16 protein-coding genes and 1 pseudogene are annotated in these 13654 nt (G+C 67.5%); 9 read left to right on the plus strand and 8 right to left on the minus strand.

The genetic code is table 11. The annotated features are described in order from the left end of the window. Positions 1-83 precede the first annotated feature (83 nt). The 3 genes from IPG63_07305 (at position 84) to IPG63_07315 (ending at position 3294) form a co-directional block, all read left to right on the plus strand. Complete coding sequence (locus IPG63_07305; protein MBK6727055.1) at positions 84-422, plus strand: EamA family transporter; 339 nt, start codon at positions 84-86, stop codon at positions 420-422. Between the two features lie 102 nt (positions 423-524). Beyond that, positions 525-2357, plus strand: coding sequence for a glutamine--fructose-6-phosphate transaminase (isomerizing) (gene glmS, locus IPG63_07310; protein ID MBK6727056.1), 1833 nt, complete (start codon positions 525-527; stop codon positions 2355-2357). 10 nt (positions 2358-2367) lie between these two features. Then, a complete protein-coding gene (locus IPG63_07315; GenBank protein MBK6727057.1) occupies positions 2368-3294 on the plus strand; it encodes a hypothetical protein in 927 nt (308 codons plus the stop codon). A gap of 110 nt (positions 3295-3404) precedes the next feature. On the opposite strand, the gene IPG63_07320 is transcribed toward IPG63_07315, so the two are convergent. From IPG63_07320 to IPG63_07350, 7 genes are all read right to left on the minus strand, one after another. Then, positions 3405-3626 (minus strand): PLDc N-terminal domain-containing protein, encoded by a 222-nt coding sequence (locus IPG63_07320; protein MBK6727058.1) that lies wholly within the window; start codon positions 3624-3626, stop codon positions 3405-3407. Between the two features lie 127 nt (positions 3627-3753). After that, positions 3754-3948, minus strand: coding sequence for a hypothetical protein (locus tag IPG63_07325; GenBank protein MBK6727059.1), 195 nt, complete (start codon positions 3946-3948; stop codon positions 3754-3756). Positions 3949-3973: 25 nt separating this feature from the next. Then, on the minus strand, positions 3974-4243 hold the full coding sequence (locus IPG63_07330) for a hypothetical protein (GenBank protein ID MBK6727060.1): 270 nt from the start codon (positions 4241-4243) through the stop codon (positions 3974-3976). Between the two features lie 31 nt (positions 4244-4274). Beyond that, positions 4275-4601 (minus strand): hypothetical protein, encoded by a 327-nt coding sequence (locus tag IPG63_07335; protein MBK6727061.1) that lies wholly within the window; start codon positions 4599-4601, stop codon positions 4275-4277. 285 nt (positions 4602-4886) lie between these two features. After that, entirely contained in the window at positions 4887-5054 is a 168-nt protein-coding gene (locus tag IPG63_07340; protein MBK6727062.1) for a hypothetical protein, read from the minus strand. A gap of 7 nt (positions 5055-5061) precedes the next feature. Then, positions 5062-5550, minus strand: coding sequence for a hypothetical protein (locus IPG63_07345; GenBank protein MBK6727063.1), 489 nt, complete (start codon positions 5548-5550; stop codon positions 5062-5064). Between the two features lie 140 nt (positions 5551-5690). Beyond that, a complete protein-coding gene (locus IPG63_07350; protein MBK6727064.1) occupies positions 5691-6122 on the minus strand; it encodes a hypothetical protein in 432 nt (143 codons plus the stop codon). Positions 6123-6349: 227 nt separating this feature from the next. Between IPG63_07350 and IPG63_07355 the strand changes: the two genes are divergently transcribed. Beyond that, on the plus strand, positions 6350-6931 hold the full coding sequence (locus tag IPG63_07355; GenBank protein MBK6727065.1) for a TetR/AcrR family transcriptional regulator: 582 nt from the start codon (positions 6350-6352) through the stop codon (positions 6929-6931). Positions 6932-6965: 34 nt separating this feature from the next. Further along, positions 6966-8399, plus strand: a complete 1434-nt coding sequence (locus IPG63_07360) for a hypothetical protein (GenBank protein MBK6727066.1) — start codon at positions 6966-6968, stop codon at positions 8397-8399. 94 nt (positions 8400-8493) lie between these two features. Here IPG63_07360 and putP read toward each other — a convergent pair whose 3' ends face one another. Then, positions 8494-9945 carry a sodium/proline symporter PutP gene (putP, locus tag IPG63_07365; protein MBK6727067.1) on the minus strand — a complete coding sequence of 484 codons (1452 nt, stop codon included), beginning with the start codon at positions 9943-9945 and terminating at the stop codon, positions 8494-8496. Positions 9946-10095: 150 nt separating this feature from the next. Here putP and IPG63_07370 point away from each other — a divergent pair. From IPG63_07370 to IPG63_07385, 4 genes and pseudogenes are all read left to right on the plus strand, one after another. Then, positions 10096-10739: pseudogene (locus IPG63_07370) on the plus strand (FMN-binding negative transcriptional regulator). Between the two features lie 79 nt (positions 10740-10818). Then, positions 10819-11163: a TfoX/Sxy family protein gene (locus IPG63_07375; protein ID MBK6727068.1), complete on the plus strand. Its 345-nt coding sequence runs from the start codon at positions 10819-10821 to the stop codon at positions 11161-11163. A gap of 79 nt (positions 11164-11242) precedes the next feature. Further along, positions 11243-12616 (plus strand): tryptophanase, encoded by a 1374-nt coding sequence (locus IPG63_07380; protein ID MBK6727069.1) that lies wholly within the window; start codon positions 11243-11245, stop codon positions 12614-12616. Further along, positions 12604-13593 carry an XdhC family protein gene (locus IPG63_07385; GenBank protein MBK6727070.1) on the plus strand — a complete coding sequence of 330 codons (990 nt, stop codon included), beginning with the start codon at positions 12604-12606 and terminating at the stop codon, positions 13591-13593. The genes IPG63_07380 and IPG63_07385 overlap by 13 nt, the downstream gene beginning before the upstream one ends. Positions 13594-13654 lie beyond the last annotated feature (61 nt).

The following is a 13654-nucleotide window of genomic DNA, read 5'->3' on the forward strand; positions in this document are numbered from 1 at the left end:
GGCAAGTGCGAGCGCCGCGATGCGGCGCTGCCGGCGCCGCGTCGGCTATGCTGGCCGGCCTCGAATCCCGGGAACCCGCGCACTTGAAACCCGTGCATCTCGTACTCGTGCTTGCCTGCATCGTCGCCGCGGCAGGTCAGGTGCTGCTCAAGCTGGGCGCGAGCGGCCGCAGCCACTGGATGGAGTTCGTCAACTGGCCGGTATTCTTCGGGCTCTCCTGCTACGGAGTCAGCACGCTGCTGTGGCTGTACAGCCTGTCAAAACTTCCGTTGCGCGTGGTCTACCCGTTCACCGTGCTCAGCTTCGTGATGGTGCTCGGACTTGCGGCGCTGGTGCTCCACGAGCGCGCCGGCTGGCGCGCTGGTGTGGGTACGCTGCTGGTGCTCGCCGGCCTGGTCCTGATCACCACTGACCGCGCCTGAATCTGCATTGCCGCTGGCACCCCGCCCGCGCTCTGGCCGCATCCCGCCCCGAAGCGGTCGACGTGATCGCTAGAATGGCGCATCGATTTCGGAGGCTGAAGCATGTGCGGAATTGTCGGTATTGCGGCGCGACGGGATGTGGTCCCAACGCTGATTCATGGTTTGAAGGCGCTCGAATACCGCGGTTACGACTCCGCCGGCATTGCGCTGCTGACCGACGCCGGCATGCAGCGCCTGCGCGCCAAGGGCAAGGTCAGCGAACTCGAGAGTCTGCACGCGTCCGCGCCGATCGGCGGCCATACCGGCATCGCGCACACGCGCTGGGCCACGCATGGCGTGCCGGCCGAGCGCAATGCGCATCCGATGCTGTCGAACGACACCGTCGCGGTCGTGCACAACGGCATCATCGAGAACCATACCGAGCTGCGCGAGGAACTGCGCGGCAAGGGTTATGCGTTCACCAGCGACACCGACACCGAGGTGATGGCGCACCTGATCCATGCCATCCACCGCGACGGCACCTCCCTGCTCGACGCGGTGAAGCAGGTGCTGCCGCGCCTGCATGGCGCCTATGCGATCGCGGTGCTGTCGACGCGCGAACCGGGCGTCGTCGTCGGCGCGCGCAAGGGCTCGCCGATGGTGATGGGCCTGGGCGAGGGCGAGCAGTACCTCGCGTCCGACATCCACGCGCTGCTGCCGGTCACGCGCCGCTTCGTGTACCTGGCCGAGGGCGACATCGCCGAGATCCGCATCGATTCGACGCGCGTGTTCGACGCCGACGGCCGCGAAGTCGTGCGTCCGGTCAAGGAAGCGCATTTCAGCGCCGACGCGGTGCAGCGCGGCGAATATCGCCACTACATGCTCAAGGAAATCCACGAGCAGCCGACCGCGATCGCGGACACCCTCGAAGGCCGGCTCAGCGAAGGCCATGTGCTGACGCAGATCTTCGGGCCGGCCGCGGTCGACCTGCTGACGCGCACGCAGGCGGTGCAGATCGTCGCTTGCGGTTCCAGCTATCACGCTGCGCTGGTCGCGAAATACTGGATCGAGTCGCTGGCGCGGGTGCCGGCCCAGGTCGAGATCGCCAGCGAATACCGCTATCGGGATTTCGTGGTGCTGCCGAACACGCTGCTGGTCACCGTCTCGCAGTCGGGCGAAACCGCCGACACGCTGGCGGCGCTCAAGCTCGCCAAGACCATGGGTTACCTCGGCACGCTGGCAATCTGCAATGTGCCGGAGTCGTCGCTGGTGCGAGAATCGGCACTGTCGCTGATGACCCGCGCAGGCCCCGAAATCGGCGTCGCCTCGACCAAGGCCTTCGTCACCCAGCTCACCGCGCTGTTGCTGTTCGCGCTCGAACTCGGGCGTCACCACGGCTTGGCGCCGGCGCGTTACGCCGATGGCGTGGCGCAATTGCAGCAGCTACCGGGTTCGGTCAGCGCTGCGCTCGCGCTCGATCCCGAGATCCGCCAGCTCGCCGAATTCTTCGGCGACAAGAAGGACGCCCTGTTCCTCGGTCGCGGCACCCAGTTCCCGATCGCGATGGAAGGCGCGCTCAAGCTCAAGGAAATCTCCTACATCCACGCCGAGGCCTACCCGGCCGGCGAACTCAAGCACGGCCCGCTTGCGCTCGTCGACGACGAGATGCCGGTGATCGCGGTCGCGCCCAACGATCATCTTCTGGAAAAGTTGAAATCGAACATCGAAGAAGTGCGCGCGCGCGGCGGCCGCCTGATCGTGTTCGCCGATCGCTCGGTCTCGCGCGGCATCACCCACGCCCAGGAAATCCTGGTCGAACTCGAACCCTGCGGCGACCTCATCGCCCCGATCGTGTTCACCGTGCCCCTGCAACTGCTCAGCTACCACGTCGCCGTGCTCAAGGGCACCGACGTGGATCAGCCGCGCAACCTGGCGAAATCCGTGACGGTCGAATAGGCGAGACACGATGCAGGGATGGGCCCGCACCTTGTTCGTCGCGGAACTGTTGTTGATTGGCGCGCCGCTGTTCATCATCAGCACGCTCCACCTGGCGACGTCCGGGCCGGCGCTGGACCTGCAGGGCTTGCCGATGATGGCGATCTACTACCGGATTCCGGAGCCGTTGCTGGCGCTGCTCGGCTGGATGGCGCTCGTCGCCGGGTTGCGTCTGAGCCACCGCGCTCTGGCAGATCCCGTCACAGTCGAGTGGGCGGACAACCGCCTCGCATGGAGTGGCGCAGTGCTCGGCGTACTGATGTTGGTCGCTGCCTGGACCATGCCCCTGCTGCGGCCGCACGTCCAGCACAATGAGTTCTGGCGTTGGTACCACCCCCTGGCCAGCTTGCGCTGGGCGTCGCTGGCACTGATCCCGTTCGCACACTTGGTCATCGTCGCGCGCAGGTCCGCGCCGGCCGAGGAGTTGCCGTCGCCGCCAGACGACGGCGGAAGCGCGGTGCCGCTGCCGACGCTGCTGTTGTGCGCGTTCGGCCTGCTGGTGGTCTACGCGCTGTATGTGTTCGGATCGGACCACTGGGTCCACCGCGATGACTTGCCGGCACTGCGCGTAGCCCGGCTGCTCGTGACCAGCGGTTGGGTCCTGACGGGGATGGCGTTGATGGCGGTGCGACAATGGCGCGTGCAGTCCCGCAGCGTTGGCGTCGGCGCCCTGTTGCCGATCTTGCTGCTGACATTGCCGGCCCTCGCGCTGGCCGCTGGCGATACGCCCGCTTGGCTTGGCGCCTGGTGTGTCTACGTGACGATCAATGCGCTGCTCTGCGCGACGATTCGCCGCTTCGAGAATGCGCTCGTCCTGAGCCTGTTCGCACTCACCGCGCAATTGCTGCTCGACGGCTTGCTGCTCGGCGCGCTCTCGCACTTCAGCATGAAGATGTGAGCGCGATATCCGCTCGGCCTCATCAGGTCGCTGTTCTCGGGGACGCCGACATCGACAAACCGCGAAATCTGGCGAAGTCGGTGACGGTCGAGTAGGCGACGCTAGCGGTCTCAGGCCCCGAGTTGGCGGATGCGTTGCGGGCGTCGAGCCAGCACGTAGACCAGGGCGCCGAGGAAGTGCAGCAGGAGGATCACCAGCACCCAGACGACGCGGTCGTTGCCGGTGTCCGGTTCGCGGCGGATGCAATCCATCAGCGTCCACACCCAGAACACGAATCCGAGTGCGATCACGGCGAGCATCGGCAGAACAAGAACGCCCATCGAAAGATTCATGTGTTGGTCCCAAGTGGCCAGAGGTTTGCGCCGCTTCGAGCCAGGCTCGACGCAGGCGGCGCGGAGCTTAGCGCAAGGGGTTGCCGAGCGACGCCGACGCCGCGCCCGGTGGCAGTCGCGGCAAGACTCAAGGGCGCAGCAGCAAGTACGACCACCAGGTCGCGACGCCCAGCTGCACCGCGAAGGCGCAGAAGCGCAGCGTCACGGCGGCGGCGCTGGTTGAGGCGAGATGGATGGTCGATTGCGTGATGCGCGCGGCGAGCAGCAGGTACGCGAGCGGGTCGGTGAGCGCGGTCAGTGCGGTGACGGTTGCGGAGTTCATGCGAGCCTCGGTGCTGGTGTGAGTGCTACTGTCCCTGCGGGGGCTGCTGGGCCGAATCGGGCGGCGCTGCGGGGGGCGTCACGCGTGGTTCGACGATGCTGCCCTCGAAGCGGATGCGCGGGTCGGTCACCTGCACCAGCTCGTCGAGTTCGTACACGTTGCGATAGCCGTAGCCATACAGCGTGATGTAGGTCGGGACGTTGAGCGCCAGCATCAGCGGCTTTTCCTGCACGCGCATCTGCACGCCGGGCGTCACCGTGCGCACGGGCAGCGCGACCTTGGTCGGGAAGTCCACCGGGTTGCCGTCAAGTTGTTGTTGCAGTAGATCAGCACCGTGCTGTCGAGCGGGGGATCACTTCGCCCAGGCGATCCTGGGTGAAGTCGGAAAAGCCGAGGTGGCGCGCGCCCTGCAGGTGGATGCGGTCGTAGCGATAGGTCGAGCGCGTGTCGAGGACCACGACGCCCGGCTCACGGCTCATTCTCAGGAACGTGTCCAGATCGACCAGCCGTTCGCGCCGGTGTGGCTCGACCTCGGCGACCAGTTGCTGGAACGCGTCGAAGTCGACCTTGGCCGGCGGATACGCGCGCTCCGTGGCCGCCGCCGCGCAGCTGCAGACCAGGGCCGCCGCGGCCCATCGTGCCGTCGTGTTCATGCGCATGCTCCTCCGCGCGCCCGCTGGCGCGGGTCGAGTCTCACTGTCACGAAAGCGGGCGACAAGTGTCTGGGCAGCTACGGGGGGTGGTGCGGTGGACGTGTGGCTTGGGCAGCCACGGGGGCTGCCCCTACCGGTGCGTGGGGACGTGTAGATCGTTCGGGGCCCGTGGACCCGTAGCACCGGTCCCGACCGCATCGCGGCGACCGCGTAGGGGAGGCCCCCGTGGCTGCCCGCCCTTCTGACGGCGGATGCGCGGGCGCGCGGCCGGCCGCAGTGCAGCCCTTATTCGAAGCCGTCCTTGAACAGGCCGACTTCGGTGATCACCACATCCATGCCGCTGGCGCCGCCCTGGTAGGTGATCGAGTACTTGCGTCCCTGCGCATCCGCGAACACGGCGCCTTCGGGCAGCCCGGCGAAGGTGCCGTTCACCGGCACCGCGCCGCGCAGCACGCAGTAGCTAGCTGTGGCCGCTGCCGACGTCGTCGTTCAAGACCTCAAGCTGGGCGCCGTCCAACTGGTTGGGCGTGGTGCCGGTACTCAGGGCGTTGTGCGTGCCATCGGCGTTCACCTCGAAGCGGAACACGGCGCCGGGCTGCAGCGCCAGCGAGGGCACTTCCGTGTTGCGGGTGGCGCCTCCCGATTCGGACAGTACGCCGAGGCCGAGGTTCAGCGCGCCACCGGAGGTGTCCAGGCTGTAGGCATCGGCGCCGGGCGGAAAGTACAGATCATCGATGGCGTAGCCCGAGCCCGGCGTTGCGACGGTGCGCCAGGTCGCGCCCGGCGAGAACTCGGCGCGGTCGGTCGCGGTGGGCATGATGTTCGGGGTCCAGTTCGCGGTCTGGCTCCAGTTGCTGTTGACGGCACCGGTCCAGACGATGTCATCGGCATCGGCGCTCGAGCACAGGCCGAGCGTGATGGCGAGCGTGATCAGAGTCTTGGTGTTCATGGCGGGCTCCTCGGGGACACCGTTGTCCCCCGTACCCGCCTTCACGCAGGAAGGCAGCGTTGCGGATCAGGCGCCGGGATCGACGCGCAAGGCGTGCAGCCCGGCAATGCGACGGTGGATCATGAGGCGCAACGGTCGGCTCACCCGCGCAGCGCGAGCCAGGCCAGCGCCGCCGCGACCAGCAGCAGGGCGAACGAGCGCCAGCGCGTGCGCTCGGTCGCGACCAGGTTCTGGAAGCGCTGCCGCGTGCCCGCATGTTCGGCCAGGTAGCGATCAACGCGGTCCTTCGCTTCCTTGAGGCCAAGCCCGCCGTGTTCGCGCGTGGCACGCACCGCTGCGATCATCTGGCCCCGTTCCAGGAATGCGATCGCCGCCAACGGCAGCTCCGCGTCCGCGGCTTCGCGAGCCGCCTCGGTGTCCGCGCGACGCGCGGCATGCGCCTCGACCAGCTCCTTCGCCTCGCGCAGGCCAAGCCCGCTGTCTTCGCGCACGATGCGGATCGCCTCCAGCAGATTGCCCGCCGCCAGTGCCGCGCGTGCCGGCTCCGAAAGCGCTGGCTTGTCTGCGTCCATCGCGATTTCCTGAAGCAGCCGTGCGCCGACGATAGCGCGGTTTGCAGGCCTGGGACGAGACCGACTTCCGCTGGCCATTCGTGACACCCGGCGCCGGATGTGCAATCCCATCAGCGGGCATGCGGGCGCCGGGATGTGCGCGCTGCTGCCGATGCGTTGCAAGCGGATCGTGGTCGGCCAGGCGACAGCCCTTGCTCGCGGCGACGAGGCAAGTATACACTGTACACATGACTCTCCTGCCCACCGCCGAAGCAATCGTTCAATCCGCGCGCGCGATCTTCGAAGACGAAGGCGCCCATGGCGTCAGCATGCGGCGCGTTGCCAGCGCGGTCGGCATCACGCCGATGGCGATCTACCGGCATTTCCCGAACCGCGAAGCGCTGCTGCACCGAATCGCAGATCAGGGATTCCAGGAACTTGCGGATCACTGGAAGCCCGGGCGTACACGGCAGACGCCCGAGCGGCGCATCCTTGCGCTGCTCGACCACTATCTCGACTACGCGCTGCGCCATCCGCGCATCTTCGACTACGTGTTTTCCGAACTCCGGCCAGGTGCGCGCAGGTTTCCTGAAGACTTCCGGTCCGCGCAGTCGCCGACCGCCGATCTGCTGGTGCAGGCCTGTCGCGATGGCATGGCCCAGGGGCAGTTCAAGCGCGACGACGTTCTGGAGGCGATGTTGTCGCTGTGGGCGCATGCGCATGGGTTGATCTGCCTGCATCGCGGCGGGCGCTTCAGCCTGTCGGCGAAAGACTTCAGGGCGCTCTATCGGCGCTCGCTCAGGAGGCTGCTTGATGGCATGCGCATCTAGTTCCGCACTGGCACGGTGGCCGGCACTTGCCGCCATGACCGCAAGTGCAGCGATGCTCTTCTTCGGTACCGGCGTCGAGCCACTGTGGTGGGCAACCTGGTTGGCGCCGTTGCCGGTACTGCTTGCCGCGCAGCGCTCGTCCTGGCGCATGGCGCTGCTGCTCTGCCTGGGCGCATGGATGATCGGCGGCAGCAACCTGTGGCCGTACCTGCACGGCACCCTCGGTCTCCCGGTCGCGATTGCACTGCTAGCCATCGTGACGCCGGCCTGGCACTTCGCTGTGGCAACACTGCTGTCGCGCGCTCTGGCACGGCACGGACAGCCTTGGGCCGCCGTGTTCGCCTTGCCCGCTGCCTGGGTGGGCGCGGACTTTCTCGATGCCAGCCTTTCGCCGCACGGCACGTTCGGCAACCTCGCCTACACGCAGATGGACAACCTGCCGGTGCTGCAAATCGCGTCTGTCACCGGTCTGTGGGGTGTGGACTTTGTGCTGATGCTGTTCCCGTCGGCGCTGGCGATCCTGCTTTGCCACGCAGCAACGAGGCGCTGGCGAATCGGCCTGGTTGTCGCCATGACGGCCCTGGCCGCGGCGGGGTTGAGCTTCGGGCATTGGCGCCTGCCCTCTTCGACCGCGTGGGCACCGCTGCGTCTGGCGCTGCTTGCGACCGATGCGCCAGCGCAGCCGCTGCCGGTCCAGGACCCGGCGGTGCAAGACATGCTCGCCGCAGTCGAACAGGCCATCGCCGAGGCCTCGCGTCAGCGACCGCAGCTGCTGCTGTTGCCGGAGACCATTCTTGCAGTTGACGAGTCGCGCTCCAGCGAACTGCGCGAGCGGCTACAGCGGGTCGCTACTCGCGAGAAGGTAACCCTCGTGGTCGGCATCGATGATCGCGATGGCGATTCCGAATTGAACGCGGCATGGGTGTTCCCGAGCAACGGCGCGCCGGCGTCGAGCTACGCGAAGCATCACCTGTTGCCGGGATTCGAGCGCCGCTATCGCCCCGGACGCGAGCTGCTCCTGCAAGACCTGGGCGATCTGCGCTGGGGCGTTGCCATTTGCAAGGACATGGATTTCCTGGGGTTGCCGCGCGAGTACGCGCGCCAGGGTGCCGGGCTGCTGCTGGTGCCGGCCTGGGATTTCAAGCGTGACGGCTGGCTGCATTCGCGCATGGCGGTGATGCGCGGCATCGAGAACGGTTATGCGGTCGCGCGCAGCGCGCGCAATGGCCGGATCACGTTGAGCGACTCGCGCGGGCGCATGCTTGCCGACGTCGCCAGTGCGGAAGCGCGAGTGACCTCGCGCGTGCTCGACCTCGAGCTGCGCGCCGAGCCGACGCTCTACGCGCGCCTTGGCGACTGGTTCGCCTGGATCAGCCTGGGAACGGCTCTGGCGTGTCTGCTGTGGCTCTGGATCTCGTGGCGGCGCAGGTCCGCGTGCGCCAGGACAACACGCAAGGACCGGGAGTAGCGGGGCGCTGCGGTGAAAGCCCCGCGCAGATGCAGCCGCTCCTGCGCGAGCGTCCGGCCGGCCCGCCGATCGGCGCACTTGGTCGCAACTTGCCTCACCGCCGGCGCGCACCCATCCAGCTCACCGCCACGATCGCCGCCAGCGAGGCGAAGAAGCCCGGCACCATCGCGTACAGCGCGAAGATTCCGCCGCGGTCGGCGAGCATCATCCACGCGACCACGGTGATGCCGCCGACCAGGATGCCGGCGTAGGCGCCGGCGCGGGTCATGCGCTTCCAGTACAGCGACAGCACGATCGCCGGACCGAAGGTGGCGCCGAAGCCGGCCCAGGCGTCGCCGACGCGGGACAGCACGGTGCTGCTCGGATCGAGCGCGATCAGGAACGCGATCGCAGCGACGCCGAGCACGCCGAGTCGGCCGACCCAGAGCAGTTCGCGCGGGCCGGCCTGCCTGTGCAGCAGGCCGCGATAAAAGTCCTCGGCGAACGCGGCCGAGGACAACAGCAACTGCGCCGAGGCCGTGCTCATGATCGCGGCGAGCACACCGGCGAGGCAGATGCCGGCGATCCACGGCGGGAAGAAAGCTGCACTCATGTGCAGGAACGCCTTCTCGGCTTCGGCGCCTTCGAGTCGCACCGGCAACGCGCCGAGCGCGGTGAAGCCGATGACCATCGCCGCGACCAGCACGGTGACCTGCCAGCCCATCGCGACGCGGCGCGCGATCTTCATCTGAGCCGGATCGCGGATCGCCATGAAGCGCGCGAGGATGTGCGGCTGGCCGCAGTAGCCGAGTCCCCAGGCGAGCGAGGAGACGATGCCGATCCAGCCGAGCGCTTCGCCACTGGCCGTCGTGAATGGATTCAGCAGTTCGGCATTGAACGCATTCAGGGTCGCGTGCAGGCCATCGAGACCGCCGACCACGTGCAGGCCCATCAGCGCGACCGCGACCAGCGCGAAGAACATCAGCGTGCCCTGCAATACGTCGGACCAGGACACCGCGAGGAAGCCGCCGAGGAAGGTGTAGGCGAGCATCACGATCGAGCCCCAGAACACCGCCCAGGCGTACGGCAAACCGAACAGCGACTCGAACAGGCGGCCAGCGGCGACGAACTGCGAACTCGCATAGAGCACGAAGAACACCAGGATGAAAAATGCGGTGAGCGGGCGAATCAGCCCGCGCGTGTCGGCGAAGGCACGCTCGAAGTAGGTCGGCAGCGTCAACGCATCACCGAGCGCCTCGGTGCGTTCGCGCAGCGGTTGCGCAACGAAGCGCCAGTTCAGCCAGGTGCCGAGCAGCAGCCCGCCGACCAGCCACGCCGACTCGACGCCCGCCAGATAGGCGAAGCCCGGCAGGCCGAGCAGCAGCCACCCGGACATGTCGGTGGCCTGCGCCGACAACGCCGTCACCCACGGCCCGAGCGAACGCCCGCCGAGGATGAAGTCCTTCAGGTTGGTGGTGCGCCGCCACGCGACGAAGCCAAGCAGCAGGCAAATGCCGAGATAGACCGAAAAGGTCGCGATCAGCGTGGCCGTGTCGTGCTGCACCATGTGTGTCCTCAGCCGTTGCAAGACGCGCACTCTGCCATGCCCGCGGGGCGGCGCGCACGCCCCCGGCGATATGCTGGCGACCACGCAGACCGCGAATCCGCCCCGCCCAAGTCGGCGGGCGGTTCGCGGCGCCGCACGAAGGGAGACGCCATGTACCTGCCGAAGTTGTTCTCCGAAGCCCGACCCGAGGTGCTGCATCAGATCCTGCGCACCCACCCGTTGGGGATGCTGGTCACGCACACGGCCAGCGGCCTGATGCCAACCACCTGCCGTTCCTGCTCGACAGCGAACCCGGTCCGCACGGTCGCCTGCTCGCGCACGTTGCGCGCGCGAATCCGCTCTGGACCGAACTGAAGCACGGTGATCCGGTGCTGGTGGTGTTCCGCGGCGCCGATGGGTATATCTCGCCAAGCTGGTATCCGAGCAAGCAGGAGACGCACCGCCATGTGCAGACCTGGAACTACGAGGTCGTGCATGCCCACGGCATCGTTGCCGTTCGCGACGATGCGCAGTTCGTGCGCGGCGTGGTGGCGCGTCTGACGCGCGAGCACGAGGCGCGTGAGGCCTGTCCCTGGAAGATGAGCGATGCGCCCGCGGACTATCTCGACCAGGAACTGGCGCAGATCGTCGGCATCGAGGTGGCCATCACCCGCATCGAGGGCAAGTGCAAGCTGAGCCAGAACCGGGACGAGCGCGACTTCGACAGCACCGTCGCCGCGCTGGAGGTGCGCGGGTGCACGGAGTTGGCTGCGTCGATGCGACGCAGTCGGTTCGATGCTGCCGAGACACCATGACGGAGTCGTGCGCCGGATGCGATCATTCCTGCACGGCGACGCCGCTCGGCGCCAACCCATTCCCCCGGATTGCCGCACCATGGCCACCGATCGCGAATTCGTCGACTACCTCGTAGAGCAGATTGCGCTCGGCGATCGACTGACGTTCAAGAAGATGTTCGGCGAGTACGCGTTGTACGTGGACGCCAAGGTGGTCGCTCTCGCCTGCGACAACAGTCTTTTCATCAAGCCTTCCGCGGCTGCCGCGACACTCGCTCCGGACCTGCCGCAAGGACCACCCTATCCCGGTGCGAAAAGCCACGCGATCGCGGACGAACTCCTCGACGCCCCGGATCGCCTGCGCCAGCTGTTGCTCCAGACCGCAGTGCTGATGCCACCGCCCAAGCCGAAGAAGGTGGCTGCGCCGAGGAAGCGCGGCCGGTGACGCGATCTCGTTAGGGCGCGGCGCTATCGTCGGCGCCGGCGGCTTCGGGCATGATGGCCGCCCGTTTGCGAGTGCCGCCATGCCGAAAACCATCATCGAACCCTTCCGCATCAAGTCGGTCGAGCCGATCCGCGTGACCACGCGCGAGGAGCGCCTGCGCTTGCTCGAAGAAGCCAAGCTCAACGTGTTCAAGCTGCGCGCCGAAGACGTGCTGCTCGACTGGCTGACCGACTCCGGCACCGGCGCCATGAGCGCCGAGCAGTGGGCGGCGATCCTGCGCGGCGACGAGTCCTACGCCGGCGCGCCGAGCTTCTACCGGCTGCAGGCAGTGGTGCGCGAGATCACCGGCATGCCGCACCTGATTCCGACCCATCAGGGCCGCGCCGCCGAGCACGTGCTGTTCGGCGCCGCCTGCAAGTCCGGGCAGATCGTGCCGAACAACAGTCATTTCGACACCACCCGCGCCAACCTCGAATATCTCGGTGTCGAAGCGCAGGACCTGGTCATCGCCGAAGGCCTGCAACCGGCGCTGATCCATCCGTTCAAGGGCAACATCGACCTCGCGCGTCTCGAAGACCTGTTGCAGCGCGAAGGCGAGCGCATCCCCTTCGGCATGCTCACCGTGACCAACAACACCGGTGGCGGCCAGCCGGTGGCGATGGCCAACATCCGCGCCACCAGCGAGCTGCTGCACCGCTACGGCAAGCCGCTGGTGATGGACGTCTGCCGCTTCGCCGAGAACGCGATGTTCATCAAGCTGCGCGAACCCGGCTACGCCGAACACACGCCGCTGCAGATCGCGCAGGAGATGTTCGGTTACGCCGACGCCGCTACCATGAGCGCGAAAAAGGACGGCATGGTCAACATCGGCGGCTTCATCGTGCTGCGCGACGAGCGCTGGCTCGAAGCGGTGCAGCAGATGCTGATCCTGCGCGAGGGTTTTCCGACCTACGGCGGTCTGGCCGGGCGCGACCTCGAAGCGCTCGCCGTTGGATTGCGAGAAGGCTTGAACGAGGACTACCTGCGCTATCGCCTGCGCACCGCCGAATACCTGGGCGAGAAGCTCGACGCGCTCGGTATCGGCTTCGTCAAGCCGACCGGCGGCCACGCCGTGTACATCGACGCGCGCACGGTGCTGCCCGCGATGCCGGTCGCGCACTATCCGGCGTGGGCATTGTGCAACGCGCTCTATGTCGAGGGCGGCATCCGCGGTGTCGAGGTCGGTTCGGTGATGTTCGGCAAGCGTCTTGCCGATGGCTCCGAGACCTACCACTCGATGGAACTGGTGCGGTTGGCGTTTCCGCGGCGCATGTACACGCAGTCGCATTTCGACTACGCCGCCGAAGCGATCGCCGAAGTGCGCGCGATGGCGTCTTCGATCCGCGGCGTGCGCATCGTCAAGCAGCCGACGCGGCTGCGTCACTTCAGCTGCGAATGCGAATGGCTCGACTGAGCGCTGCGCTCGGCGCGCCCAACCGCGACGCGCTCGATGCCTGCATCGCCGATCTCGCGACGGCGGCGGCGGGCGCGCTCGCCGTTGTGCTCGCGATCGACGGCCGCGCCTGGGCCAAGGCGGGCACGCTGGTACACCTCGCGCGCGACGGCAGACGCAGCGGCTGGATCAGTGCCGGCTGCCTCGAAGGAGAACTGCAGCGCGAGTTGCAGACTACGATCGAAAGCGCGAAGGCGCGCCTGTTCGAAATCGACAATCGCGATCTGTCCGACGTGTTCGGCGGTAATGGCGCCGGCTGTCGCGGTCGCCAGATCCTGTGGCTGCTGCCGCTCGCAGCGGTGCCCGGCCTGCGTGCGCTGCTGCATGCCTATCGTGATGGCGATTGCGCGCTGACGCTGCATTGCGCGGCTTCGGGCGAGTTGCGTCTGGCCTGTGCGGGGCAACGCGCGCAGGCGCAGTTGCCGATCGAACCGCGCCCCGACGATGTCGCGGCGGACGCCTGCTGGGAGATCGCCTGGCAGCCGTTGCCGCGCGTGCTGGTGCTCGGCGCTTCACCCGAGAGTGCGGTACTGCTGCCGCTTCTGACACAACTCGGTTGGCGCATCGACCTGCACGAACCCCGCCCGGCTTGGGCGACAACGCACGTGCTCGCCGAACGCGTGTTGCCGGAACTGCCCGCCGTCGATGACGCCACGCCGTATCGCGCGGCGCTGGTGATGGCCCACCACTTCGAACGCGACCGCGCCGCACTCGCGCACCTCGCGGCGCGTTCCGCGCTACCGCCCTACATCGGCCTGCTCGGCGCCCGCACCCGCGCCGACGATCTGTTCGCCACCCTGCCGGTGGCGGTGCGCGAGCGTCTCGCTCCCGTCCTCGAAACCCCGGCCGGGATGCCACTCGGCGGCCATGGCGCAGCGGCCATCGCGCTGTCGCTTGCGGCGCGATTGCAGTCGCTGTCGAACACCGCGAGCGACTGATTCCGCATCCGGCACACAGCGGTTGTCCTATGCCAAGCATTTCAAGCCACAATCACTTCGC

The sequence above is a fragment of the Lysobacterales bacterium genome (assembly GCA_016703225.1).
Taxonomy (GTDB): Bacteria; Pseudomonadota; Gammaproteobacteria; order Xanthomonadales; family Ahniellaceae; genus JADKHK01.

What these genes read in the sequence shown, in the direction of transcription:
- IPG63_07360 (MBK6727066.1), top strand. Translation starts at nt 6,966, where the DNA reads ATGACCGCAAGTGCAGCGATGCTCTTCTTCGGTACCGGCGTCGAGCCA.
- IPG63_07380 (MBK6727069.1), top strand. Translation starts at nt 11,243, where the DNA reads ATGCCGAAAACCATCATCGAACCCTTCCGCATCAAGTCGGTCGAGCCG.
- IPG63_07335 (MBK6727061.1), bottom strand. Translation starts at nt 4,601, where the DNA reads ATGAACACGACGGCACGATGGGCCGCGGCGGCCCTGGTCTGCAGCTGC.
- IPG63_07385 (MBK6727070.1), top strand. Translation starts at nt 12,604, where the DNA reads ATGGCTCGACTGAGCGCTGCGCTCGGCGCGCCCAACCGCGACGCGCTC.
- IPG63_07375 (MBK6727068.1), top strand. Translation starts at nt 10,819, where the DNA reads ATGGCCACCGATCGCGAATTCGTCGACTACCTCGTAGAGCAGATTGCG.
- glmS (MBK6727056.1), top strand. Translation starts at nt 525, where the DNA reads ATGTGCGGAATTGTCGGTATTGCGGCGCGACGGGATGTGGTCCCAACG.
- IPG63_07325 (MBK6727059.1), bottom strand. Translation starts at nt 3,948, where the DNA reads ATGAACTCCGCAACCGTCACCGCACTGACCGCGCTCACCGACCCGCTC.
- IPG63_07315 (MBK6727057.1), top strand. Translation starts at nt 2,368, where the DNA reads ATGCAGGGATGGGCCCGCACCTTGTTCGTCGCGGAACTGTTGTTGATT.
- putP (MBK6727067.1), bottom strand. Translation starts at nt 9,945, where the DNA reads ATGGTGCAGCACGACACGGCCACGCTGATCGCGACCTTTTCGGTCTAT.
- IPG63_07350 (MBK6727064.1), bottom strand. Translation starts at nt 6,122, where the DNA reads ATGGACGCAGACAAGCCAGCGCTTTCGGAGCCGGCACGCGCGGCACTG.
- IPG63_07320 (MBK6727058.1), bottom strand. Translation starts at nt 3,626, where the DNA reads ATGAATCTTTCGATGGGCGTTCTTGTTCTGCCGATGCTCGCCGTGATC.
- IPG63_07355 (MBK6727065.1), top strand. Translation starts at nt 6,350, where the DNA reads ATGACTCTCCTGCCCACCGCCGAAGCAATCGTTCAATCCGCGCGCGCG.
- IPG63_07345 (MBK6727063.1), bottom strand. Translation starts at nt 5,550, where the DNA reads ATGAACACCAAGACTCTGATCACGCTCGCCATCACGCTCGGCCTGTGC.